The following is a 25638-nucleotide window of genomic DNA, read 5'->3' as shown; positions in this document are numbered from 1 at the left end:
GAAACAATGAATAAGATGATAGTAAATAACCTGAGCTTCGGATAATTAATGCCTTTCTAGCAGCCAGTTTTAGCGCTAACTGCGTAAATTCGCCTAGTTATCCCCAAAACTCTCTGGCTAGATAAGACGATAGTTTAAGGTGATTAAAAAACAATGAGCTAGCTCACTCCTTATCCAAACCTCAGGTTAAATTATTATCCGCAGCTCTGGTTATTAAGGACCCAAGGTATTTAAATAGGAGTTAGAAGATGGAAGTAGAAGTATTACAGTATTTTGCAATGAAGCTGGCTTGCGAAACGGATTGTGCTGATGTTTATCAAGCGATGTTAACAGGACAGCAAGATTTTGTGCTATTTGATGTCAGGTCGAATGAAGCCTTTGCCAAAAGTCATGCTCAAGGCGCAGTCAATATGCCAAGCGCAGACATAAGCGAACGGACGATGGCTAAGTATGACAAAGTCACGCCAATCGTAGTTTATTGTTGGGGGCCGGGCTGTAATGGCGCAACGAAGGCCGCGTCTAAGCTTGCTAAAATGGGCTATCAAGTAAAAGAGATGATAGGTGGAATTCATTACTGGGAGGATTTCGAGCGTTACCCCGTTAATCGCCGAGTGTCTCAACCACAAAGTTGATGTAGGTGCACTTTTCTTCATCTCATGATTATACTGTTATTCATTCACGGCACATTTATCAATGTGTAAAGTGAGTGAATAACGATAATAACAAGGGAAATATCATGTCGAAACTATTGTACTGCGCCATATTTTGCTCGTCTTTGCTAAGTCAGACATCCTTTGCCACTGACTCGGCTCAACATCAAGTTCAACAAGTTGCACAAAATCTTTTACCTAGAGTGCAGTTAAAAGGCCAAAAATACCAACCTGTAGATTTGCAGACGCGTCTTCAAGAAACGCATTTGCCGGGCTTAAGCCTTGCCGTGATCAAAGATGGTAAAGTGGTGTGGGCTGAGGGTTTTGGCATTGCAGATAAAAAGCAAAACCGTAAAGTGACCACTGAAACGCTATTTCAGGCTGGGTCCATTAGTAAACCCGTTGCAGCGCTTGCGGTATTAAAGTTAGCGCAAGATGGTAAAGTCGATTTAGATGCTGACGTTAATCAATATCTCACCTCTTGGAAAGTACCAACGAACGAATTTACCAAAGCCAATCCTGTTACTTTGAGACAGTTAATGACTCACACCTCAGGGCTCACTCAACATGGTTTTCCGGGCTACGTGCGTGGTAGTAAAATTCCAACCGATGTTGAAGTCTTAATGGGTAAAGGCAATACCGATTTAGTGACGGTTGACACTTTGCCAGGTAAAACTTGGCGCTATTCTGGCGGTGGCTACACGGTAATGGAATTGCTCGTGGCAGATGTGACAAAAATGCCATTTGAAGAGTATGTCCAACAGGCAATTTTAACTCCGCTAGGGATGCACAACAGTACCTATGCGCAACCACTACCGAAAACGTTATGGTCAAAAGCCAGTGCCGCGTTTGACGATAAAGGCGAGCAAGTTGAAGGGGACTGGCATGTTTATCCAGAACAAGCCGCTGCTGGCCTTTGGACCACTCCGGTGGATCTTGCTAAATATATTATGGCCGTACAACAAGCGTATGCCGGAAATACTGTGGGGCCCATCACGCCTGAGCTGGCGAAGCAAATGCTTGAAGTTCATCATGACGTATGGGGTTTAGGACCAGAGCTTGAACAGCGTGAGCAAGGGCTTGTCTTCACCCATGGCGGTAAAAATAAAGGCTTTAGCAATCGTTTTGAAGCATTTGTGGAAAAAGGTGAGGGTATGGTGTTGATGTCCAATGGCGACTCCGCGAGTACCGTATTTGGTGAGCTTCGCATTGCCATCAGCGAACATTACGGCTGGGATTTTCTACGCAGTAAAAAGATAACTGCGATTACATTATCTGAGGAACGGGCAAAGCAGCTGGAAGGCTTGTACGCATATGATAAAGATCATCAATTTAAAATGAAAATCACCCGAGATGGTACGCGATTTAACGTCTTAGATATGGCCCGCGATAACCTGATGGCATTTGTCGCCACAGAGGAAGACACCTTGATTGAGCTTGAGGGGGGCGCGGATGTTACCATTGAAACGAATGACAAAGGTGAGATTACTGCGGTGATTTGGCGTGGCTTATATCGTTTTGAGCGGATTTAATCGCAAGCTTCACAGCAATGAGTAGCCTGTCGCCGATAATGGCATAAACTACACCAAGCGTTTATGTATCATTTCGGCGAGTCAGATAGCAGCCAAAGAGCCGATGTCCAGCGGGGGGGCCCTTTCTGGCAACCTTGCTATCGAATTGGTATTGGGTAATACGACGGCAGTTTACTCTATCCTCTTGTGCTCTATGGGTTGCTGCCTTATGTGCTCAACTAACTGCGGAAAAAAGGTTTGAAATCCTGATTCAAGCTGGTGGTAGTGCTTTTTTATATCTACTTCACTGCCGGCAAATTGGTTTTGAAAGCGAATTCGTTTGGCGATGTTATCGAGCGCATGGCCCACACCAGTTACAGATTCATAGCTGGCAAACCAATCATTTTGTGTCATTGCGCTAACGACTCGTTGCATGTGCGCAGGCATGATATGCAAGTTATCGTGCAGCAAAGAAAAGCTCTGACTTTTAAAGTCGTCAAGCGAGGTGTCGTGATATTGCTGCCAGTGTTTAATCAAAAAGTGGTCGTATAACACATCAAGTGCAATACCTGCAAAACGGCGACGCGTGGGCGAAAAAAGTTGTTTAGCAGATTTTGTAATCGTATGGCTATCGGTAAATTTATCGACTTGTTTATGTGTTTGTAGGCCAAGTTGTACAGGTTTAGGTAGTGCTTGTATATTTACGCCTTTTTGAAAGTCACCGAGCAAGTTGCCAAAGTGCGATGCAGCAGTCGGTTTGGCAAAGTACAAATGCGCCAAATAATTCACAAAAACACCCCAACAATAATTCATATTAAAATAGGGTACCGCATTTCTCTGTACATACAAATACCAGCATATATAAAGAACAGTTTAATTCAGGAAAGAGAAACTTAGCTTAGGCTATGCTTGTCTCAATTACTGAGAAAATCAGGGGAAGTGTGATGGCGTTAACGGCTACATTGAAGCAAAAGACCAAGCGAGTAGTGGAATCAAAAAATATGCTTAAAGGGATCACGGTTGCCTCTTTTTTAGAGTCAACCATAGTGCCTATTCCGCTTGAAGCTGTGATGGTACCACTTATGCAAGCCAGGCGAGAAAAGCTATGGTTAATTGCGTTAATGGCGACGGTTGGATGTGTGATTGGTGCCTTATTTGGTTATGCGTTAGGTTACTATTTATTTGATGCAGTGGGGGATTCTGTTATTGAGCTGCTGTCGAGTCAGTCTCAGTTTGAGCAAGTGAAAGCGCAGATGCAAAGTCAGGGATTTTGGTTTGTGTTGACCTTAGGTATTGCACCAGTACCTTTTCAGATTGCCATGTTAGCAGCAGGCGCCACAAAATTTTCACTATTACAATTTCTAATTGCAACCTGTATTGCCCGTTCACTACGTTATTTTGGCTTGGCTGCTGTCGTTTATTTTGCAGGTGATCAGGCAGAAAAGCTAATTAAGAAACATAAAATAAAAGCCGTTATTCTCACAACGGCCATTGTGCTGCTCGCATGGTGGATAGCTAGTCGTTAGTATGTATGGCCTAGTATTTTTTATACAAAAATTTTGACTCATTTTGTGAGCGTGCAAAAGCGAGTAAATCATTGCTCAGTGTTAATGGCTCTGACACCAGCGATTGATACTGTTGATAAAAGTTATTAGGGGCTCCCACACGCTCAAATAATGCGAGGGCCGCTTTACCCTGCAGAGCATACTCTCTGTAATCTTTGGACTTATTTAGTAATTGGATATAGGCAAGGTAAAAAGGCTCAAACTCGGCATGCCTTGCAGAGCCAGCCTGCTTTAGTATGAGGTCTATATTGTACAGCAGCTCGCTTTGGTGCTGCATTGTCTCAATTAACTTATTTTGATCTTGGCGGATCATCGAGGCTACTACTCTTTCGTCAAAGTTATTAAGTTGTTCGACCACTGTTTGGTAAACCTTTGCAAATTGCGCTTGATGTAAAACACTGAGCTGTTGTTGCAAGTGGCGTAAAAAAATAGCTTCCTGTTCAGCTAGTAAACCTCGTTGCCGTTTTGCTTCTACTAATACCGTTTGGTAACTCTGAGGTTGTCTTTGAGTATTTTGCAGTTTTTTAATCTGCGCAGTAATTGCTTTTATCTTAGTATTTATGGCAAGCAGCTTTTGATTGATTTCGATAGTATTCCACTTGCTAGGAGGCTGGTTAAAAAAAGGGGTGAGCGACATTTCATTTTTACTTGTTGTCGTTTGCAATTGCACTAATTCATCAATCAATTCAGTCAGAGGGTAATCGGTAGATAGCGCACGCAGTAATGTATCCGCTTGTAATGAGTTATTAATACCTTTGGATTGTCCTGCTCCTATTTGAGCCGTAACAATGTTGCCGTTGTCATAGGCGCGTTGTGCATCTGATAGTAATGTGGAGGCATTCAATGTTTCTAGATATAACGCTTGCCACCTATCATTATCATATTCATTGAGCGACTTGAGCGCGTTAAGTTGGGCATCTAAATTTCGTTGCTGTTGAGCAAGAGTTAATTCTTGTTCTATTTTGGTGATTTCTGATGGTGTACAGGCTGCTAACGCAGCTAAAAATATAATAGGGAGTAGTTGCTTCATATCGTTATTGTTTGGTATTCCTTTTGTCTAACGTTAGCACCATCAGCGCAACGGATCAATGCTCCTATATTGGGTAAATATTTCGATATTTGCCCACACTTGAGTTATTCAATGGTTGTCTGATCTGCACTTTGCTGGCTGTTGCTGAGTAATAACCCTGCTTATAAAAGTGAAGTGCATTGTCCTGCCAATCCAACTCGAGGAATTGACAGACTTCTTTCATCACAGCCTGAGGCTTTTCTACCAGCGATTCATAATTCACAAACTTAATTTGAGTCTTGTGTTTTTGTGCTGCATCTTGCAAAAACGCATAAGTATCATCATACATAGCTTGAGTATCTTGCATCCGGTATGAGTAGCCATGAAAGGGACTGTTCGTTTGATATAGTTGACGGAAGTTTGCGATACAAGTATCTGTTCTGTCTCGTTTCATCACGACAAATTTCGCGCGTGGAAACGCCTTTGCGAGCAAATCGATAAAGAAAAAATGAAATGGTTGTTTGTCTATAAAACGTTGAGCACCATCTACGGACTGCGTGCTGAAAAGACGGTATTGTTCAATAACGTTAGCCTCTTCATAGGCGCGGCTGATATGTTGAATATTGTTGTTATAGTCAAGACAAAACCTAATTGCTTGGGGCAATATACTGGTCTCTCCCAGCGGTTGTAGTGACAATTGCGCTAAAATTTGCTCCATCAGGCTAGTGCCTGAGCGCGGCAGCCCAACCACAAATATTGGTGCAAGCGTTTGCTCCGGTGCAAATTCAATAGGTTTGTCGAGAAGTTTACGAAGTGATTGAAAATAGCCAGTCATTTGTTTAGATGAATAGGAAACCTCTGCACTGAGCGCTTGTTTACTGGCAATAAAGCTTTGCCATGCCTTGGGATAATTTTCCTGCTTTTCGTATTCGAGTGCCTGCGCATGGTAAAGCCGCTGTAATGCAAGTGGTGTAGTTTGTGCTGTTATTTCAGTGGCTAATTGAGTGATGCGAGTCGATGCTAATTCATCAGGAGTAAGCTCTGAGTAGGCTAACTGGCACTTTGCATTACTTGGGTTTGCTTGCACTAACGAGGCAAGCAGCGTCCGCGCTTGTGCTAATTCACCAGACATCTTTAAATGCATTGCATAGTTGAGCGCGATTTCAGGGCTGTGCGGTGCGTGCGTGTAGGCATGGTTAAAATGCCAACCAGCGTCAGTATATTGGTTTAATCTCAGTAAGATATTTGCAAGCGTATCGTGCTCTGACCCCGACAACTGTGTGCTGCCTAGCAAATGCTGTATATAGCGCTTTGCAGCTAATGGTGATTGTGTGAACAGCGCAAGTTTGGCAGCGCTCAATGAGTAAAATGCGCAGGGAAATAAACTTAGGCACTTGTCGTAAATTTTTAATGCTTTGCTGAGGTTACCGAGAGCGATATTCAATTCGGCCAATAAGGCGTACGCGTGGTGATCGTTGGCATTGGTATTAATGCGAGCGACTAATGCGTGATGCGCCGCTTGAAATTGACGCTGTTGAATATAGCTTTGGATCTGATTGTATGATGTCATCGCAACGTAAAGAGAGTGAAGGTAGCTTCACTCTCTATTTTAGTTTTTTGCTGATTATAACTCAAACTGGTAGTTAAGCTTGACCCCAACGGTACGAGGTGTTGTGACATAGTGTCCGTACACTCGCTGCTGCTCTGGCAAGGCTTTGTTTAATGCGGCAAATTTAGCTTCACCAGCCCAAGATTTATCGCGTCTTACCGAGGTGAAAGCAAATTTGTCAAATAAATTGTCGACATACAAAGTGACAGCCCATTGCTCGCTTGAAAGCTTCGCACTGAGGTTAGATAAGGCAAATCCCGGCAGTATCTCTCCGTCAGCTTTGAGTCCGACTTTCGTGTATACGTCACTCTGAGCGGTTACTCCATAATTAACGTTAAGCACTTTGTCGTCGAACACTTCCTGCTCGTAGCTTAAACCGAATGAGAACTGCTGTTTTGGGGCGCCAGGTAAGCGGTCACCGTCAGTACCGTCATAATACGGCTGGTAAAGCGCGATTTCTTCAGCGCTATAGTCACCTTCTTTGAATACCGCAAACAGGGCAGGTGCATCATCAGTGAGCTGTGCTTTTGCATAAGAATAGGTTGCATACACCGTCCAATGGTCGTTCAATATAGCGCGGGTTGATAACTCGATACCAGTAGAGTTCGCAGAGCCTGCATTGGAGGTAATGATCTCTTGACCGTTTACCGTCACAGATGAGATCTGTGCATCTTCCCAATCAACACTGAATAATGCGGCATTAAAATGCAGCTTGTTATTCAGCCATGTAGACTTTAATCCCAGCTCATAGTTAGTGGTGGTATCTGGTTTATAGCTAAGCTCATGCGGCAGTGCACAGATGATCTGTTGCTCAGGTAGTGTTTCTGGACAGGACTCCAAACCGTTGCCACCGCCTAACCTAAATCCTTCACTGACAGTGAAGTACGTCAGCAGTCCATCTTGCCAAGTGTAATTGGCATTAAACTTAAACAAACTACCATTGTCTTTGGCACTGACTTGTTCAAATGAAATTTGCTCAAGGCTTGGCAGGCCACCAGAATAGAGCGGGGTTTCAGCCGCTGACTCAGTTTTAACATCATAGCGATAGAAACGAGCGCCCACTGTGATATTAAAATCGTCTGAAAATGCATAGCCAATTTCGCCAAACAATGCTGACTCTTTGCTGGTGGCATTGGTAAGTGCAATATACTCAAGGTCTTGCTCAATATTGTTGATTTCGTCGCCCCAAAACTCCGTGAGCCCTGGCGTGTACTCTCTATCGTCCGAGCTAATTTCCTGTTTGCTGTAATATACCCCTGCAATCCAATTTAGTGCGTCATCTCCTTTAGAGACTAACCGGATCTCTTGGGTAAACGTGTCTTGAACTGTGGTGTCTTTAGTCAACGCGGTAAAACTAGGAAAATCCGCATAACCCGGCCAAATATCATAAAGGAGATCGGTTTGATCTCGTTGGCCTTGTTGTTCTTTGCTTGACCAACCGGATGCCGAAACTAAATCAGCAAACTCTAAATCGGCGTTGATTTCAAGGCTAAGCAGGTCGTCTTCTTGTTCATTAGGTTCAAGCACGCGATAGGCTGACTCGTATGGTTTAATAGAGTCGGCAAGCGGGTGTTGTGCGCCAAGGCTTTGATACTGTGAAATCGAGTTAGCACCATTTTCTTGTTTTTGATGGAAATAGTTCAGTGTGGTATCGATATTCTCACTCACCAACCAACGTAGAGAAACCCGTGTGGTTGTTATGGTCTCATCATTTGCATCCGCCACTGCGTTGATGTTTGCTTTTACATCATCAGCATTGGACCAATCAGGATCTGGGTTTGAAGCGCCAGCTTGCTTAACCACATAGCTATAATCCATAAAGCCGGGGTTGTGATAGCGGTTAATGCTCGCACGAACGGCTAACTCATCCATCACTATAGGCATATTGAACACAGCACCGATTTCATGACCGTTACTGTCACTTTCATTGATATTAAATATGTCGCCACTGAGTTTGCCCTCAATGACATCAAGCACAGGTGCTTTTAGCATGGTTCTAATCGCACCACCAAGCGTGCCTGCACCGTATAGCGTACCTTGTGGGCCGATTAAGACTTCAACACGCTCGATATCGGTTAGTCGCAAATCTACGTTGATTGGAATTTCGCCGAGGTAAGTTGCTACAGTGCCCGAGTCAGAGGCACGTTCCGACGAATTAGTATTCAAGCCACGAACAATAATAGGTGAGCCCTCACGGCCACCTTGTTCTGTGATTGTCAAACCAGGAACCCATCTTGCTACATCTTCAAGGTCGCCAATATTTTGGTCGCTCATCACATCGCTGTCGACGGCAGTAATGTTTAATGGCGCTTCTTGAACTGTGCCCGCGCGTCGAGTGGCTGTTACTTGAATTCGCTCAATTGACTTTTCTTGAATCTTACTTTCTTCAGCTTGTGATTGATTAACAACAAAAAAACTCGAACTAACTGCTAGTGCGACTAAGCTTGGATGGAGCTTACTCATGAATGGTGAAACCTCAAATTAAGAATTAAACATGACGAAATTTCAATCTTTAGAAGTGGGTAACTATGCAGGCGGTGCATTTCTGTCCCGAGTTTAGAAAGAATTTCATACAACCGGTGGTGAATTGACTCACCATGTTTTGTTCATGGTTTAGGTAAATTTAGCCACCTTGAAACTGCGGCGCATGCTAACATGCTTATTCTTGTTTTGTGAATAATTATTTTGATTTTTTGAATGGTTATTTCTTTTTCAAATGAGATGGTTTGCGAAAATTTTCAAATAGCTTAGAGTATTAACTCCGTATGTTTCTTTTGTACGTCGATTATCTTAAGGAAAAACAATGAAAAAGCTGATGTTTGCATTGTTGGCATCTTGTACGTTACTTGGTTGCTCTGACAGTGAAGTTGGTGATGTGTCACTCGGTCTATTTACGCTCAAAGATATAAAGCTGGACTCTATGGTTGACCCTGTTGTAACGGGTGTGACCTGTCATGTGGCGAGTGTTGAAGACGACTTGAGTTTTTCGGACCCAAGCGATAGCTCTATCTCTTGTCGTCAAACGAGCGAAATAACACCTGCAATGCTAGCGAATATAGATAAAAGTGACTCTGGCGAAGTGGTATTTAAAAAATCAAAAAGTGTATTTTTTAAATCAATGAAAGTGAGAAGGATCTTTGATGCAAAAAACCAAACCTTGATGTACTTAGCCTATACCACTAAGGAAACCTCTGGTAGCTTTAAGCATAGCTTATCAACAGTGCCATTATGGGGAACTCAGGCTTATCAAGGCGTTAAAACCAATTAACTCGAATGTTGACTAGCACATAAACCCATAAGTTTCGATAATTGCATTAAGTAAATTATTTTTTGTTTGAATTAAACCTTTTTGCTCACGATTTCGACTAAGCTTAGTAGTGATAATGTTAGGAGAAATCGTGATGCTAAAAACACGCTTTTTAGGGAAAACGGTCAATATTGCATTTGCAGTGATGACTGTATTGTTTGTTATTTTAACGTTAACAACTGATGCTCATAGCATCTCATCTCAAGCAACTCAGGCTGAGATGTTTAGTCAAGATGAGATGATTACCGAGTCCAAATCTAAGTAAGTTTGGACAGTGATTTATCTTGTTTTGCTGATTAATGTCATTCGAAACGATGAAAAATTAATATAAATATTGCGCTCGGCTCAGTCTTTGTTGCGCGTAGTGTTAAGTGCATAAATTTGCATGAAGTTTTTATGACATATACTCATGCTTCACTTACGCTCTGTATAGCGTATAAACTCTAAACTACCATCTCTGACTCATCTCATTAATAGTCTTAACTAGGCTGTCACTAAAATTGTAATTAATTTGTTGCGTTCTCCCCAGTCTGCATTAGCTTTAATTAGGGACTAAGAAAAAAGCAGCGCAGTTTGCAATCGGATATATGCAAGTTTCTGTTTTAAAAAATACGAATTTTAGCTGACGTACTCACTATTCGTCTGACTAAAACGCTCAAACACAAGGAAGAAATATGGCACGCCAATTCGATAACTTTTATAGTCATGGGGCAATTAATTTTAGTGATTTTATTAATTGTGTTTCTAGTTTATATACAGGTCCAGACTGCTTGGATGACAGTACGCTAAGACTACTTGCTGAAATGTTGTATCGACTATCACAAAATAAGCAATTTCTCGCATCTCAAGTTGCGAGAAGCAGTCATTATCAACATCATCCTCGAGGGATGTTGGACAATGATGACCTTTATGTACTTTATGAAAATAAACGACCATTTTTTAAAGTATGTGCACAAATTTGGCATCCAATGCCAAAGCGGGGGGCTCAGCACTGTTTTATTCCGCAAGTGCGGGACTACAATTTTACGGCATTGACAACCAATTATTTTGGCCCCGGTTGTGGCAGCAAGCTCTACCAGTATGAATATAGGAAGGACTTACAGCAAGGCGAGCATTGTGATTTACAGTTTGGGCAGTTTTATCAATTTACCCCTGAGTCTGTGCTTTTTACAGAAGCGTCGAGAGATGTGATAGCGCAGGCTTTACCTAAAAGTTTGAGTATCACCATCAGCTTACAGCTGGAGCAAAGGCCACACGCTTGCTTTTTGTTTGACAAGTCAACAGGTCGTGTACAGCGTATTATCGTTGAGTTACCATCGGAATGCGTCGATACGCCAAAATCTCTAGTGCTCGAAAGCTAAGCAAATTAACTTGCAAAAGTGCGGGAAAAGTCAATTAATTCGCAATTTTCCGTCTTTTATAGCTGTAACAAAAACGCAAATATGTTACTTGTAGTTGCATCTATGAGAATAGCATGAGCACTTTATTGCACTTCATTTCTGAATAAAGTGCTTATATCCATTTGCTTTTTCAAATTGGTATGACTATTCCATCAGCAACCAGATCTGCACTGGTATTTTTAGCTTTGACAACAACCCTAATGGAGCGGCGTAATAATGAATAAAATAAGCGTGGTAGCACTCTCTGTCGTGCTAGGTTTGAGCGGATGTGCTCAAGACAAGCCAACAACAGAAACGACATCTGTTGCTAAAACCACTGAACCAACTCTCTCTCGTGCAGAAATCGACAAAGTCGTAGAGCAGTACACCAAGCAATTTATTAACCACCAACCCGCGCTTGCCACTTCGCTTAAATTATCAAGTAGTGAATATGGTCACTATGCTAATAGACTACCGGATTACTCGGTTGTCGGTATGCAGGCGCTTCAGGTGGACATGAACGCAGCCGCAGATAAATTAAAACAATTACAATCGGGCGTGGCGAACTCTAATGACTTGTTGCACCTTAAAGTAAATGAAGTTATTGCACGTTATTATGCTGGGGATAAAGGCTTCTCGGCAGGTTATATTGATACTTGGGGCGGACACCTGCCATATATTGTTAACCAATTGTCCGGCCCATTGCTGGATATTCCAAATGTGCTTAAAGACCAGCATGGAATAGAGAGTGAGCAAGATGCAAAAGACTATGTTGCCCGCCTACATGCTTTTGTTGAAGTCACGAAGCAAGTTGCAAGTAAGGTAAAAGCGGATGCCAATAAAGGCGTAATTTTACCAAAAGTACTGTTTCCAAACACGCTAGGCTATTTAGATAACTTCACGGCGCCAAGTGGTGCAGAACACCCTTTGGTTGCATCGTTTAAAGATAAACTTGCAGATCTTGACGGTATTACGGATAAAGCCGCCGCTGATTATGTTGCACAGGCAACGCAAATTGTTGAGCAAAAGCTTTATCCTGAATTTAAAAATGTGTCTGCGATTATGCACACTCTAGAGAGTAAAGCGCCTGAAAATGTCGGTATTTGGGCCCAACCAAATGGCGAAGCTTTCTACCAGCATGAGATCACCTATTTGGCGGACTCTGATATGAGCGCGGAAGAGATCCACCAAATTGGCCTAGCTGAGGTGGAGCGTATTTCAAAGCGTATGGACGAAATCCTCAAGCAAAATGGCTATTCACAAGGCACCGTTGGCGACCGGATGAAGCAGCTCAATGAGGAGTCGAGGTTTTTATATGCGGATTCTGACGAAGGTCGTGAAGCGTTATTATCGTTCTTGCGTGGTGAAATAGGGACCATTTTACAAAAAGCGCCAGATTATTTTTCTACTATTCCACCGCAACCTGTTGAAGTTAAACGTATACCAAAAGCCGTGGAAGCGGGTGCACCGGGTGGTTACTACAACGGTCCATCGCTTGATGGAAGTCGCCCAGGGGTATTTTCAATCAACCTAAAAGACATGAAAGCAGTACCAAGCTTTGGCATGAAAACCTTAACGTATCATGAGGCGGTTCCTGGTCACCACTTCCAAATTGCGCTTAATATGTTGCAAACAGAAATTGGTTTGATGCGTCAAAATGCCTCATTTAATGGTTATGTTGAGGGCTGGGCGCTGTATTCAGAGCTATTGGCTTACGAAATGGGGATGTATAAGGACGACCCATTTGGAGACTTAGGTCGCCTGCAAGCTGAGGCATATCGTGCTGCTCGACTGGTGGTTGATACGGGCCTGCATTATAAAAAGTGGACACGCGACCAAGCGATCACCTATTTTGCTGATGCAACAGGTACGGCGATGAGTGATGTGGTATCGGCTATCGACCGTTATATCGCTTGGCCAGGTCAAGCGCTTGGTTATAAGTTGGGTATGCTTAAATTAGTTGAACTTAGAGAGTACGCTAAACAGCAGCTAGGTGATAAGTTTGATATTAAGGCATTCCACGACGTAGTGTTGCTAAAAGGCGCAAGGCCAATGGCGCTTGTTGAAGAAGATATCAAGACTTGGATTAATTCTCTGAAGTCGTAAATATACTTTTCGGCTTGAAGTCAGTGAACGATGCTGGCTCCAAGCTGATGTTATTTAAAAAACCTTATAACACTCGTTCATACTAACCGTACTTAAACTCACTATCATAATTTGCAATTCGGCTTTGCCACGGCATTTTCAATAATTTCTTTGCTGCGATGTATATCTTTCTTATTCAATTCAAGCCCTGCTTCATCTTCATTTTTGACCGGTTGATAAGCAAGTTTTGCGTAAAGCGCAAAGTGATCTGACCCTATGTTGTCTAGCCTTTTAATGTCGATTACTGTGAAGTGGTGACTCGAAAACAAATGATCCAGCGGCCAGCGTGCAAACGGGTACTGTGCATGAAACGTGTTAAACATGCCTCGGCCAACTCGTGGATCAAGAAGCCCACTTATTTTCCTAAATAATCTCGTGGTTGGAGACCAAGCAACATCATTGAGATCGCCAGTGACAATGGTAGGCAATGGCTCATTTATGACGCGTTTGGCGACAACCACCAATTCCGCATCTCGCTCAATGGCCGTTTCGTTCTCGGTGGGGCTTGGCGGTGCTGGGTGCAAGAAATGGGTTTGGATCATGATATGGGGAGCGATCTTGAGTTTTGCATGAATCGAAGGTACACCTTCTTCAACGATATATTCACATTTTGCCTCGTCTAGCGGGTAGCGAGAATAAACATGCATGCCATATAAATTTGATTGCGGGCATTTAACGCTGTAGGGCAGTATATCTAACAACGAGTCTAATTGTTGCTCCCATATCTCATCACTCTCTAACGTGACTAAAATATCAGGTTGATGTACTCGGACTTGCTCCAATAGCAGATTAAACTGTCGATTGGTTTGCAGTACATTGGCGGTGATTAGGCTGATTGTGTGAGTATTGGTTGTCGCTTTTTTTACCTCGACTGGCCAAAGCGGGGTGTAGGGTAAAATCCACCACAGTTGAAAACTTAAACAGGCTAATAAAGAAATGACAGCAAGCGCGGCTACGCTTTGAAGATTAAGGTAGAAAATGGACAGCAGTAGCGTAAATGCAGTAATAACAACGAGCTGAAGTCGCGGGAACTCCATTGCTCTAACACTCCAGTGCGGATGTTTAGCAAGTGGCAATAACGTAGCAAGTAGGATAAAACCACACAGCGCGACGATAACCCAAGTCATGAAATTCCTCAGCAAATAGGTGAATCTAAGAAGTATATTTCATGTTAGCTGAAATCGCTGTGAATAGCATCGGGTCTGGACGGTTGCCTAAACCCGATACTCGTTCAGGGATATTTAGTCGAGATTAGTTTTGATATGGGGTATTTTCCGCAAAGTATTCATGGCTGTCAGCATTTTGAATTGCTTGACTTGGGTTAGAAATTGCCAAGTTTTTCGCGCCAGATTGACCATAAACGATGTCATCTGTACCCGCCACGGCGTTAAAGTGACTTAGCTCGTGAACAATCGTGCCTGCACGTGAATCCGTACCCAGCTCATTTGCGCTCCAAAATGCGCGGCATAGATAGACTTTGTATGGTTGATTTGGGTATACATAAGCAAAGTATGATTTGTTACAACTACAGTCAAAAGTGAGATCTTGGTTGTCGATTGCATCATTGATTGCATTGAAGTTGGATTTCACGGTTGCATAACGGCTGCTTGTCGCTGCACCAAACCAAGTTTGATAACGCGTAGACGGGTTGCTTGCTGAGTGGCTATTTAGGTAGGCAACAGAGTCATTAGTGATCTGATCTGCAGCATTTAGTGCTGACAAAATACTGGTTTTTTCACTGTTACTACAACGGCCTGTAAAACAAGTGCCATCAGTGCAGTCAGCAGCGCGGGCGCTTGGTTTTGCATTGATTTGAACATTGCCTTTCGTCATCGCAACGCCTTCAAGCCACAGGTTTACCGAGTTTGAGCTGAGCTCTGCTACATCGGCACGCATCATTGATTGCTGCCCCATCGTTCTGGCAGCCATACGTGGCATTTCTTTTTTACCGAAAAGGTCAAATGACTCAACATCATAACTAATTTCGTAGTTACCTGGCTGGCTAAGATCATAAAGGCCCGAAAGCTCAAATGATTTAGTGAGTGTTTCGCCAGACTTTAACTTAATAAAGTCAGCTTCAGTAGGAGCCGGGCGTTTGTAGTGAGGACCAAAGAAATTAACTTCTTTACCATCACGCGTAATTTTGAAAATATGCTCTTCTTCAAGATCTGTATACCAGCTTAGAATTTTCTGATTACCTTTACCCTGATTGGTGATATTCAGCGTCGCAATAACATCGCCGTTGCTTTTTGTGTCGACATCAACACTTACCGCTAGGTCTTTATTCATTGCTTGAGCATTCAGTGATGCGGTTACGGCTGCCGCGAGTAACCCTGTTGATAGTGTGCGTGATAGTAGCTTCATTATTTCTTCCTGTTGAGGTTGCTACAGTCTCTCGACTGGCAGGTACAAAACCAGTAGTGAGGACTGAGTTTACTTGTTGTCATTTCGTTATTTTTAAAGATGAATTCAATCTTCACTTTTAATTAACAATAATATATTCGATGTTTCAAGCAGAATTTTCACAACAGAGCTAAAAAATTTACATTTGAAAATTACCAATAATTTCAAATAAATGTAATGTTATTGAAAAATATGGATAAATTTAGTACAAAACTGAGGGGAGGGTAGTTGTGAATTTATTGTTTCATTCACATTGGTTTACATTGTGATGTTTGAAATGGTATTCCAACCTAAGTTGAAATGGCACTGACGTTATCTAGCTAGCCATTATCAGTGCCAAACTGGGTCTTAGATTTCGCTAATGATGTCTTCGATTGCGAGGCGAGATTTAGGTAATTTAGCATTAAAATCACCTTCGTCTCGATAGCCCAATGCGACAATAGCAAGAGCGTCAAAGCCTTGCTCAGTTAACCCAAGCTCATTGCTGAGAATATCGGCGTCAAATCCCTCAATTGGCACAGAATCTATACCTAGTAATGCAGTGCTTAGCAAAAATTGCCCAAGATTTAAGTAAACCTGTTTGCCAGTCCATGCTTTGATTGCTTCATCGCTGGTTTGATTTAAGCCGACAAAATAGCGACGGCCATTATTCATTTGTGCCTCAATCTCAGAGCCTTTTTCAAATCGGCCATCGGCACTTTCTTTGGCAAGCACTTTATCTAAATGCGTATCATCTATATTTTGTTTTGCAGCAAATACAACAACATGTGACGCGTTAAGTACTTTTGCTTCATTAAATTTGTAATTCTCTTGTGTGCTTTTAGCCACTTGAGTTTTGCCTGCCTCAGTACTTGCGATGACAAAATGCCATGGCTGAACGTTGGTACTAGACGGGCTTAGTCTTAGCGCCTGCTTGAGTAAGTCAATATCTGAATCACTAATTTTTTTATTAGGATCAAAGGCTTTTGTGGAATAACGATTGTTAATTGCATCGCGTAATGTGTACATATCAGACTCCTAAAATTGCTTTAAAGACATAATATGGATTTACATAATCAATAAAAAGATGATAATGAGTTAAATAGTTTCAAAAATTTTTTGAAAATGAATACACAAGATTTAATCGTCGTAATGAAAACGGCTCAGCTTGGCAATATTAGTGCGGCGGCTGCACAGTTAGATATGCAGGTTGCTACAGCGAGCGCCGCGATAAAGCGAGTGGAAAAGCACCTTGGCTTTCAACTTTTTGTGCGTTCTACGCGTAGCTTAAGGCTATCAAAGCAAGGTGAAACTTACTTGCCAATTTGCGAGCAGGCACTTGCGCTTTTGGATAATGGCAAAAAACAGGTGCTTGATAACGACAACGAAATTGACGGTGAGCTAAGATTAACCGCACCGTCAGATTTTGGCCGTAATATTCTCCTACCTTGGCTAGACGAATTACTTGATGAATACCCCAAACTTGCCTTGAAGCTTATTCTTAATGATCACAATCTCGACTTTTATCGTGACGGTGTTGATATCGCGCTGCGCTATGGCGCGCCTGAAGACAGTAGCTTCTACGGCTTTAAAATTTGTGATGTGCCATTGCTGCTTTGTGCCTCTACGGAATACTTAGAAAAACAAGGCACGCCAAAGGATCATGAGGAGCTAAGTGAGCATCAAGGGCTATTCTTTTTGATTAGAGGCAGTAAGTTTGATACGTGGAAACTGACGAAAAATGAACAAACTTACAAAGTGGTGCTTAAAGGGCGTAGAACCAGTAATGATGCGGATGTGGTAAAGCGCTGGTGTGCGCAAGGAGCGGGTATTTCATTGCGCTCCGCGATAGATGTAGCAGACCAACTAGAACAAGGTGTGGTGCAAAGTATATTAAATGACTACCGCGTTGAATGTAAGCCGTTGTGGTTGATCTGCCCGTCAAAGCAAATGATCAACCCAAGCGTGAGAGTGCTGCGCGATAAACTAAGAGTGTACTGCCAAGCGCTTGTAGAAAAGGCCGAGCGGTATAAATAACGCACTAGGGCTTGACTGAAGCTGTATTCTTAGGCTTTTCGGGTAAGTGGGTTGGGTAACCAAACAGCGCCAACCATTTGTTCTTTAAGGTGTTTGCTTGTGAAAAGCAGTGGAACATATGACGCCACTGAGCAAAGTTTACATCTAAAGGGGTCTGCTTTGGTGCCGCACCTCTTATTCCATAACAAATTGTGATGTCTTCACGCTCCTCAACAAAGGTGCCAAAAAGCTTATCCCAAATGATCAGCACCCCAGCAAAGTTTTTATCTATATAGTCAGGATTACTAGCGTGATGGACTCTGTGGTGGGAAGGCGTATTAAAGATCCGCTCAACCACTCCTAACCTATTAACCGTTTGTGTATGGACAAAAAATTGAAAAGCCAAGTTGATTGCGACGATGGCAAATACCAAGGTCGGGGTAAATCCAAGCAGTATCATAGGCAGCCAGAACACCCACATACCGACAATAGGGTAAAGCAAGCTTTGGCGAAATGCGGTGGTAAAGTTCATGTTGTTCGAACTGTGATGCACTACGTGTGCGCTCCAAAGCCAGTGAATACAATGTGATGCCCGGTGAAACCAGTAATACAAGAAATCTTGCAAGATAAACCCAAAAAGCAAAGTGAGGAGATTTAATTCGATTGTGAATAAGGCAAATTGATGAAGCCAGTAAAAGAGCGGCATCAGTACAAGCAAAGCCAGCGCGTCGCTGCCTTGATGGAGCAAGGCGAGTAGGGCATTGAGTAATGAATCTCGCCAATCATAGTGTTCGTGGTGCTTGATATACTCCCAGGCAACACAAAGTAAAAAGATGGGACTGAGTGCCAGTAAAATTAGCGATACATCAACCATATACAGCTCCTTCTTTAGCCAAAGCTTTGGTACTTTATATGCACAAGGGTAACGGGTTAGCTATTGACAATCCTGCCAAACTGCGCCAACAATTTGTCCAAATACGACAAAAGGAACTGCAATGCACTCTACTTCGTTTGTATATTTTTATAGTGCGTGGGTATATCTCCATGACCATTTTACCGATGACAAGAGGCTGCGAGGCGAGTTTGCTGAGCTAGTAGCGTCACGCCCTGAACGTGTAGCACTCGTTGAATATGAGCGATTGCTCGAGGTAGGGCAGGAGCTGAGTGGCGATCCCTTAATTGGTTTTGAACTGGGTAAAGCCATTCAGCTGCATGATTATGGGGCGCTTGGTTATTTGGTCGAAACCAGTAGAGACTTGCAGCAAGCTATTATCTCATTATTGCATTACGACGCTATTGTCGCCGATATTGGCCTCGCTGTATTCGCAAGTGATAGCGACAATGCCAAGTTAACTTGGCAACCAAAAACCCCGCTGGGTAAGCAAGCCATTTTGCGTAATATGACCGCTTGGGTGAGCGCTGCACGGCAGCTTTTGCGTTCAACTTTATCGCCTAACCAACTCCAGCTTAGCTTTAGCGTGTGTGACCTAGAATTACAGCGTTTGCAAACTTGGTTTGGCTGCCCCGTATCACAAAATTGCCCTGAAAATGCACTGTCGTTTCCGTTAGATTTTCTTACCATGCCAGTCGCTACAGTCGACAGCCTAATGCACGAACATATTGAGCAAGTGGTTGCAAAAAGCGTATCAGCGCTTTGTGATAATCATGACTTAAAAGCGCGTGTTGCCAATTTACTAGCGGCAAAGCACTCACTGGCTGGAGTCAACCAAGCAAGTATTGCTAAGGCATTAAACATGAGTGTGCGTTCGATGCAGCGTAAGCTAAAAATACAACACACCAGCTTTAGAACCTTACTCGACCAAGAGCGAAAGCATCGATTTGAACAACTCATCAGCAACACCAGATTGCTCGATATTGTAGACGCACTCGGTTTTACAGAGCAAAGTGCGCTGAATAAAGTTTGTGTAAAATGGTATGGGAAACCACCGTCAAAGCTAAAGTGAAGAACCGAAGGTAGGTAAGGTTTGGTTTGTTAGTCAAATTCCCAGCTTCGGTGCAAATATGTAGTGGGTATCATCGATTCCCTATCATGATAAACGTAGTGAATGGTGCTATCTGTTCATATCCAATTCGATTAATTTGGAAATCGGCAAAGCATAAAGTCAGTTATTGACGCCACAATCTTTTTGTTAGGTTACTGATTCTCGGCGATGCGCCACAGCACGCCACTTGGATCAGTAATACAAAATTCGAGCATTCCCCATGGCTGCTCGACAAGTTCAGTTACCTTTACGCCAAACGTTTTGTCCAGCTCGAGTTTTAAAACATGTTCATACCAGCTTTGGGCATCTTCGACTAAAAGGTGCATCATAAAGTTGTTGCTGTGCAATGGCTCATAGAAATCTTGGAGCAAAAAAGAACAAGAGCCAGATTTTAAATATGCGATATCTCCAGCTTCAAAAGCCATTTCAAAGCCAATTAGCTGATAAAAGCGTTTAGAGCATTCAAAGTCTTTAGCTGGAACAAAAGACTTTATTTCTACGGTATTCAGGTTTGCCATATTCATGTCCATATTGTGGGTACTTTTTGTAGCCTAACATTTTAATATTTATGAGACACGTGGTTTTTGTTAACAATCGCTTGTTGGAGTATAGATAGTACTGATGTCACTTGTTTCCGTAGTCGTTTGTTAGTCGTTGGAAGCCAACAAATGCAGTGTGTCGGTAAATAAAAAGGCGTGACTATTGCATGTAAATTTAGGTCGAAAAAGAAAGGAGTTCTATTATGAATATATCAAATACCCAAGCTATTTACGGTAACTACAACGCTGTCGAAGTCGTAAAAAAGCAAAATTTAGCCAATCAAAATTCACTTTCTTTAAATTCTGAAAATAGGGAGTCGAATACCAATGGCCTTGATATGCGGAACGTATCTCAAGAAGACATAAGAACGTTAGCTAAAGTCACTGGAGATGATCGCGTATGGCAATATATCCCTTTTGAAGAATTTGAATTTAAAGGTGATACTCTTGTCGGTGTAGAAAATAAAGACTATTTGGGCGCTTTAGAACGTAGAATTGAGTATAACCGCAGTATAGGCCAACCAACCAAAGGCTATGAAGAAACCTTAGCAGTCCTCAAAAGTTATCAGGGCTATATTTTACCTAAGAAAATCAGTGTAACCGCTTAAACGCAAAGAGTATAAATCGCTGACACCCACCTCAACCAAAGCACTCACTGCTCGTGGTGCCCCTAAGCACGCCTACCACGTGCTATTTCATCCTTGATATCTGTTTGTAAACACGAGAAATCTTAATCGTTTCAATCAAATTTGATTGTACGTACTTTTATGGTTTTTAACCGTTTGAAATTTAAGTCTTTTATTCCGACCGTCGACAGCAAGAAAGATTTATCTTGAGAATCAAAATTACTCAATTGCTAAGTGCTATATTTAAGATTACAACTACTCCACTTTAATGTGGGCCCTTGAATTTGCCCACTAACCCTATGTTAAATCGTGGGGTGCCTAAACCATCATGTAATGATGTGCCAACGCATCGCCACCTAAGGATTATTTAGATGCTATCTACTCTATTCGTTGTTGATCAAAATGCAGATGTACTGCCTTTGGCAAATAACGTAGTGACGTTTGAAACGTATTTGCAAGAGTACCCAAAGCTCGGTGAATCAAAACTTCGAGTGATTAATTTATGTGACTGTGATCGTTATTTAAGTCAAGGTTATTACTGCTCTTTACTTGCTGAAGCGCGTAATCACCAAGTACTTCCGAGTCTAAAGGTTATTAATGGTTTACGTGATGGCGATAATGCGTTGTTTTTATCGCAAGCTTGGTTTGATAAGCGTGGGATCGCAATTACCGATGACGCTGAGCTGATCATTTGTATGGGCGAAACCCAACAGCCTGAGTTTAGTAAGTTGGCGGCGTATTTATTTCAGCAATTTCCAGCGCCTTTACTAAAAGTGACATTACAGCAGCAAGACAAAGGCGTGCGCGTGCAGGTGCAGCGACGCGACTTTTCGACTCTGCAGGTGGCGCAGCTTGAGTTTTGTACTCAAGTATTAGGTCATGTGCATGCCACTCAGTGGAACAAGCGTAAGAGCCACAAAAAGTATCGCTGGGATATTGCGATGTTGGTGGACCACGATGAAAAGTTGCCGCCAAGTAATAAAGGAGCGATCAGCCGCTTTGTAAAAGCGGGTGAAAAGCTTGGCATTAAAGTACATCCATTAGAAGCGGCTGAGTTATACAACTTAGGCCAATACGATGGGCTATTTATTCGTGAAACCACAGCGATTGATCACCATACTTATCGCCTTGCGCAAGAAGCAGAGCAAAAAGATTTAGTGGTAATTGATGACCCAAGCTCGATCCTACGCTGTTGTAATAAGGTGTTTTTACATGATGCCTTTAATTACAAGAAGGTGCCAAGTTTAGAAACGCGATTTGTGAGTCAGTGTAATGAACAAGTAATCGATAAACTCATTGCTGAGTTATCGCTACCTATGGTGCTTAAAATGCCTGAGAGTTCGTTCTCAAAAGGCGTATTTAAAGTAAAAACCAAAGAAGAACTTGGCGAGCGTTTACAAGAGCTGATGAGCGTCTCTGCGATTGTGTTGGCGCAAGCTTACTTATACACAGATTACGACTGGCGTATTGGGGTGTTAAATGGCCGTGCAATTTACGCATGCCGTTACCATATGGCACGTAACCATTGGCAAATCTATAACCATGAGTCAAAACGCAATTTCTCGGGTGGGTTTGACACGCTACCAACGTTTGAAGTGCCAAAGGCGGTGTTACGTGCGGCGTTAAAAGCGGCGGCAGTTGTGGGTAATGGATTGTATGGCATTGATATTAAAGAGCACAACGGCAAAGCTTACGTGCTTGAAGTAAACGACAATCCGAATATTGATCAAGGGGTTGAAGACAAGTATCTCGGTGACGAGCTGTACATGCAGGTGATGTCTGAATTTTCAAGGCGTCTTGAAGCGAGAGGTAAAAAGTAATGTTGCAAGCCGCGTTGGTGCTTGAAAAGGCGACACTGCAGGATTTGAATTCACTGAATGCGTTGGAGCAAAGCTGCTTCAGTGTGGATAGACTGAGTCGTCGCCAACTCAAGCATTACATCAGTTTTGAACATAGTCTGCTGCTCACTGCAAAGTTAGCAGGGGAACTTGTGGGCTATGGATTGCTTTGGTTGCACCAAGGAACGCGGCTGGCAAGGCTTTATTCATTGGCGGTATCGCCTCATCATCAAGGTAAAGGGATCGCACGCCAACTGATGTCAGAGCTTGAGGCCAGAGCGGGTGAAATGGGCTGGTTATATATGCGTTTAGAGGTGGCTAAACGTAATGACGCGGCCATCGGCTTATATAAACGCATGGGTTATCGTGTATTTGGCGAGTATCAAAACTATTACGCGGATCATGATGACGCGCTAAGAATGCAAAAATGTGTGCGTAAGCTGTCGCAAAAGGCGGTGTTGCATCAGGCACCTTGGTATCAGCAAACGACAGACTTCACTTGCGGACCGGCGTCACTGATGATGGCAATGGCGAGTATAGATCCAGGCTGTATGGGCGATCAGGCCTTAGAGCTTGAAATATGGCGTGAAGCGACCACCATCTTTATGACTGCAGGTCACGGCGGCTGTCACCCATTTGGTTTGGCATTGGCTGCGGAGCGCCGTGGTTTTGCGGCAGAGGTGATGGTGAATACGGCGGGCCCACTATTTTTAGATGGCGTGAGAAGCGCGCAGAAAAAACAGGTGATGACCTTAGTTCATGAGCAATTCCGTCAAGAGTGTGAATATCGTGATATTGCTATTCACCAAGCTGATGTAAAGCTTGAACAGGTTGAACAATGGTTGTTACAGGGTAGTGCGGTATTGGCTTTGATCAGCACTTATCGGCTAAACGGTAAAAAAGCGCCGCATTGGGTGCTTATTACGGGCTTGGATGAGTTGTGTTTATATCTTAATGACCCTGATGTCGAGGACGACCAAAACCCTATCGACTGCCAGCAAGTGCCCATCGCAAGGTCGGATTTTGAAAAAATGATGACGTTTGGCGCAAGCAAGTTAAGTGCGCTGGTGGTGTTGCACGAGTCATTTTAAATAACGTTTTCGGTTGTAAGTCAAAGGGCCTGTATTCGGCCCTTTATCTTTAGCGCTAAATAGCGTTTATAGCGTTTTCAAAAACTCAACGATTTGCCACTTTTCATTGTCACTCAAGGTAGTGCCGTAAACGTGACCGCTGTTATCGTTGCCCGGCATCACCTCACCATTGGCTTTGTTCACTTTGAACTCGTTCATGCCTTGATGAGTAACATAGCCAACGTTGATAGGGTCGAATTCGCGACTGCCAACCCAGAAGGTATCCGGGCGCGACTCTGGTGATTGTAATAGTGACCATAGGTTTGGCACTGAGCCATTATGTAAATAAGGCGCGGTTGCCCAAATTCCGTTTAACGGCCTTGCTTTGTAGACACCCGCGTCGTAGAAACCATCCACACAATCTTCATTAGTGTTCGGACTCAATTTGTGTCTATTTTCTAGGTAGACTTTAAGGCGCTCTTCAATGGATTTTTTCACAGTGGTTTTCTTACCATCTGGCCCGGTGCGTTCTGCTATTAGGCCTGCTTCGATTGCTTTGATAGGGTCTTTTAACACCAAACCCACAACGCCATTTACTGGGATATCAATAGCGCTATCTACCGCTTGGAATTTGTCGCCAATAAGAATGTCTGTCTTAGTACCTTCTAAAAATAAGGTCTTTGCCATATGACAGCTGGCGTTATTAGACATAGTAGGATCGGTACCTATCTCTTTTACTGGCACTTTGACCGCTTCGTAATCTTTAAGTAGATTTTTTTGGTCAATTAATTGATGACAGCTAGCACAGTTTGCTTGGAATAACATTTTTCCTTGTGCCGCTTTGTTGGTGTCAATTCCCGGAAAATATTGTTCCGGCCAAGCGGGAGGAAGTAGCGTTTTTACCCACGCTTCTAATTGTCCTAATCCTTGCAAGTCAACGGTTGAACTGTAACGCGCATGTTTCCCCCAAACACGCTGCCAAACCGGTGCTTCTTCAATGGATAACGAACCAAATACACCCACCACTTCACCTATGTTCCTAACCAAAGGCCCAATTACAGGTACGTTTGGTGCTGAGGCATTCCACTGCACTACATTGGATTGGTGTGTACCCCATAAAAATGGATAGGAGACGGGGGCGGTGGGCGCATTTTTATTGTTAAGGTCGTCAAGCGCAAATGCCGTACCGGCGTTTTGAATATTGCCAAACGCGTCAAGTCGAGCATAGCTGGTAAAATCGTCTGGATAATCTTCGGGCAAGTCATTAACGGTTTGTCGCTCGGCGGTTGCAAGCGCCACGTGCTTGAGATCGTCTCGTAAATCATCAATCAACTCTTGCGATGCTCCTTCTTTTAATACGCGCATCGCGAAACGGCTAAACTTTTGATTATCGTTGAGGGTCGCTTCTAACGCGGCATTTAGGCGGCTAAAGAAGAGAACAAAGTTGGCGAGGGTGGGCGCACCTTCTACCAAAATTTTTGTACCATTATAATCAATTTGGTTGGTGTGGCATGCGGCGCAGGTCATCCCGACCCAAGCTTGTCCCGTGGTTTGATTGTTATGCACGGCAAAGCCGATGGGCAAACCTGAAGGGTTATTGGCGGCGGTTTTACTGGGCAGATAGCGCAGCATTTCCATATGTTCGCTATCGCGAAAGAGCTTTTTACTGTTGGGTTGCTCTAACCAAGTAAACCAAGTATAGGGAATGATTTGTGACCCTTGGCCTGTGAACCAAAAGTCTTGCCGAAGTTTATCTGACCATCCTTGATTGAGCCAAACTCGCTCAGGCACTTGACCAGATTCTGCAACCGGGTCGAGCGTTTCTTTTGGCACTGAAGGTTTTTTACTTGGTGAGCTACAACTTGCGAGAAACAGTGTGCAAGCCACTGCCGCACTTACATATTTTATTACTAGTCTGTTGTTCATGTGGAACTGTCCGTGACGGTGGAAGTATCAACTACCTTAGTACAAACTTATTAACAATCAAGT

Annotated in this window: 22 protein-coding genes; 12 read left to right on the top strand and 10 right to left on the bottom strand. The window is 43.0% G+C overall.

Annotation, left to right across the window (positions count from 1 at the left end; translation table 11 throughout):
• Nucleotides 1-248 precede the first annotated feature (248 nt).
• On the top strand, nt 249-632 hold the full coding sequence (locus CWC03_RS00580; RefSeq protein ID WP_138580159.1) for a rhodanese-like domain-containing protein: 384 nt from the start codon (nt 249-251) through the stop codon (nt 630-632).
• A 104-nt stretch (nt 633-736) separates the two neighbouring features.
• Nucleotides 737-2182: a serine hydrolase domain-containing protein gene (locus CWC03_RS00575; protein ID WP_138580158.1), complete on the top strand. Its 1446-nt coding sequence runs from the start codon at nt 737-739 to the stop codon at nt 2180-2182.
• Nucleotides 2183-2353: 171 nt separating this feature from the next.
• On the opposite strand, the gene CWC03_RS00570 is transcribed toward CWC03_RS00575, so the two are convergent.
• The gene (locus CWC03_RS00570) at nt 2354-2950 is read right to left on the bottom strand and encodes an acyl carrier protein phosphodiesterase (protein ID WP_138580157.1); all 597 of its coding nucleotides are present in this window, start codon (nt 2948-2950) and stop codon (nt 2354-2356) included.
• Between the two features lie 155 nt (nt 2951-3105).
• On the opposite strand from CWC03_RS00570, the gene CWC03_RS00565 reads away from it, so the two are divergent.
• The gene (locus CWC03_RS00565) at nt 3106-3687 is read left to right on the top strand and encodes a YqaA family protein (protein ID WP_138580156.1); all 582 of its coding nucleotides are present in this window, start codon (nt 3106-3108) and stop codon (nt 3685-3687) included.
• Nucleotides 3688-3697: 10 nt separating this feature from the next.
• Here the strand turns inward: CWC03_RS00565 and CWC03_RS00560 are convergent, their stop codons facing one another.
• The 3 genes from CWC03_RS00560 to CWC03_RS00550 form a co-directional block, all read right to left on the bottom strand.
• Nucleotides 3698-4756 (bottom strand): hypothetical protein, encoded by a 1059-nt coding sequence (locus tag CWC03_RS00560; protein WP_138580155.1) that lies wholly within the window; start codon nt 4754-4756, stop codon nt 3698-3700.
• 64 nt (nt 4757-4820) lie between these two features.
• A complete protein-coding gene (locus tag CWC03_RS00555; protein ID WP_138580154.1) occupies nt 4821-6305 on the bottom strand; it encodes a tetratricopeptide repeat-containing sulfotransferase family protein in 1485 nt (494 codons plus the stop codon).
• A gap of 54 nt (nt 6306-6359) precedes the next feature.
• Nucleotides 6360-8807: a TonB-dependent receptor gene (locus CWC03_RS00550; protein WP_138580153.1), complete on the bottom strand. Its 2448-nt coding sequence runs from the start codon at nt 8805-8807 to the stop codon at nt 6360-6362.
• A gap of 340 nt (nt 8808-9147) precedes the next feature.
• Between CWC03_RS00550 and CWC03_RS00545 the strand changes: the two genes are divergently transcribed.
• The 4 genes from CWC03_RS00545 to CWC03_RS00535 all read left to right on the top strand — a co-directional run bounded on the left by CWC03_RS00545 (nt 9148) and on the right by CWC03_RS00535 (nt 13136).
• Nucleotides 9148-9612 (top strand): CreA family protein, encoded by a 465-nt coding sequence (locus CWC03_RS00545; protein WP_045964078.1) that lies wholly within the window; start codon nt 9148-9150, stop codon nt 9610-9612.
• 130 nt (nt 9613-9742) lie between these two features.
• Nucleotides 9743-9916 carry a hypothetical protein gene (locus CWC03_RS23370; protein ID WP_171040183.1) on the top strand — a complete coding sequence of 58 codons (174 nt, stop codon included), beginning with the start codon at nt 9743-9745 and terminating at the stop codon, nt 9914-9916.
• 409 nt (nt 9917-10325) lie between these two features.
• On the top strand, nt 10326-11012 hold the full coding sequence (locus CWC03_RS00540; protein WP_138580152.1) for a transposase: 687 nt from the start codon (nt 10326-10328) through the stop codon (nt 11010-11012).
• 255 nt (nt 11013-11267) lie between these two features.
• Nucleotides 11268-13136 (top strand): DUF885 domain-containing protein, encoded by a 1869-nt coding sequence (locus CWC03_RS00535; RefSeq protein ID WP_138580151.1) that lies wholly within the window; start codon nt 11268-11270, stop codon nt 13134-13136.
• Between the two features lie 104 nt (nt 13137-13240).
• On the opposite strand, the gene CWC03_RS00530 is transcribed toward CWC03_RS00535, so the two are convergent.
• From CWC03_RS00530 to nfsB, 3 genes are all read right to left on the bottom strand, one after another.
• Complete coding sequence (locus CWC03_RS00530) at nt 13241-14302, bottom strand: endonuclease/exonuclease/phosphatase family protein (RefSeq protein ID WP_138580150.1); 1062 nt, start codon at nt 14300-14302, stop codon at nt 13241-13243.
• Nucleotides 14303-14426: 124 nt separating this feature from the next.
• The gene (locus tag CWC03_RS00525) at nt 14427-15539 is read right to left on the bottom strand and encodes a M35 family metalloendopeptidase (protein WP_128725584.1); all 1113 of its coding nucleotides are present in this window, start codon (nt 15537-15539) and stop codon (nt 14427-14429) included.
• Nucleotides 15540-15926: 387 nt separating this feature from the next.
• On the bottom strand, nt 15927-16586 hold the full coding sequence (gene nfsB, locus CWC03_RS00520) for an oxygen-insensitive NAD(P)H nitroreductase (protein WP_128725585.1): 660 nt from the start codon (nt 16584-16586) through the stop codon (nt 15927-15929).
• A gap of 96 nt (nt 16587-16682) precedes the next feature.
• Between nfsB and CWC03_RS00515 the strand changes: the two genes are divergently transcribed.
• Entirely contained in the window at nt 16683-17594 is a 912-nt protein-coding gene (locus tag CWC03_RS00515; protein WP_128725586.1) for a LysR family transcriptional regulator, read from the top strand.
• Nucleotides 17595-17598: 4 nt separating this feature from the next.
• Here the strand turns inward: CWC03_RS00515 and CWC03_RS00510 are convergent, their stop codons facing one another.
• Complete coding sequence (locus CWC03_RS00510) at nt 17599-18447, bottom strand: sterol desaturase family protein (RefSeq protein WP_138580149.1); 849 nt, start codon at nt 18445-18447, stop codon at nt 17599-17601.
• Between the two features lie 121 nt (nt 18448-18568).
• Between CWC03_RS00510 and CWC03_RS00505 the strand changes: the two genes are divergently transcribed.
• Entirely contained in the window at nt 18569-19537 is a 969-nt protein-coding gene (locus CWC03_RS00505) for an AraC family transcriptional regulator (protein WP_138580148.1), read from the top strand.
• Between the two features lie 191 nt (nt 19538-19728).
• On the opposite strand, the gene CWC03_RS00500 is transcribed toward CWC03_RS00505, so the two are convergent.
• Complete coding sequence (locus tag CWC03_RS00500; protein WP_138580147.1) at nt 19729-20094, bottom strand: VOC family protein; 366 nt, start codon at nt 20092-20094, stop codon at nt 19729-19731.
• Between the two features lie 224 nt (nt 20095-20318).
• Between CWC03_RS00500 and CWC03_RS00495 the strand changes: the two genes are divergently transcribed.
• The 3 genes from CWC03_RS00495 to CWC03_RS00485 all read left to right on the top strand — a co-directional run bounded on the left by CWC03_RS00495 (nt 20319) and on the right by CWC03_RS00485 (nt 23670).
• A complete protein-coding gene (locus CWC03_RS00495; RefSeq protein ID WP_138580146.1) occupies nt 20319-20723 on the top strand; it encodes a hypothetical protein in 405 nt (134 codons plus the stop codon).
• A gap of 389 nt (nt 20724-21112) precedes the next feature.
• Nucleotides 21113-22561, top strand: a complete 1449-nt coding sequence (locus CWC03_RS00490) for a RimK family ATP-grasp domain-containing protein (protein WP_010606541.1) — start codon at nt 21113-21115, stop codon at nt 22559-22561.
• Nucleotides 22561-23670 carry a GNAT family N-acetyltransferase/peptidase C39 family protein gene (locus CWC03_RS00485; protein WP_138580145.1) on the top strand — a complete coding sequence of 370 codons (1110 nt, stop codon included), beginning with the start codon at nt 22561-22563 and terminating at the stop codon, nt 23668-23670. Before CWC03_RS00490 ends, CWC03_RS00485 begins: the two co-directional genes overlap by 1 nt.
• Before the next feature lie 66 nt (nt 23671-23736).
• Here CWC03_RS00485 and CWC03_RS00480 read toward each other — a convergent pair whose 3' ends face one another.
• Nucleotides 23737-25575 carry a di-heme-cytochrome C peroxidase gene (locus tag CWC03_RS00480; RefSeq protein WP_138580144.1) on the bottom strand — a complete coding sequence of 613 codons (1839 nt, stop codon included), beginning with the start codon at nt 25573-25575 and terminating at the stop codon, nt 23737-23739.
• Nucleotides 25576-25638: the final 63 nt, after the last annotated feature.

This window comes from Pseudoalteromonas sp. S2755 (assembly GCF_005886535.1).
Taxonomy (GTDB): domain Bacteria; phylum Pseudomonadota; class Gammaproteobacteria; order Enterobacterales; family Alteromonadaceae; genus Pseudoalteromonas.
The sequence above is the reverse complement of the archived record's forward strand: the minus strand, read 5'-3'. Positions and strand labels throughout refer to the sequence as shown.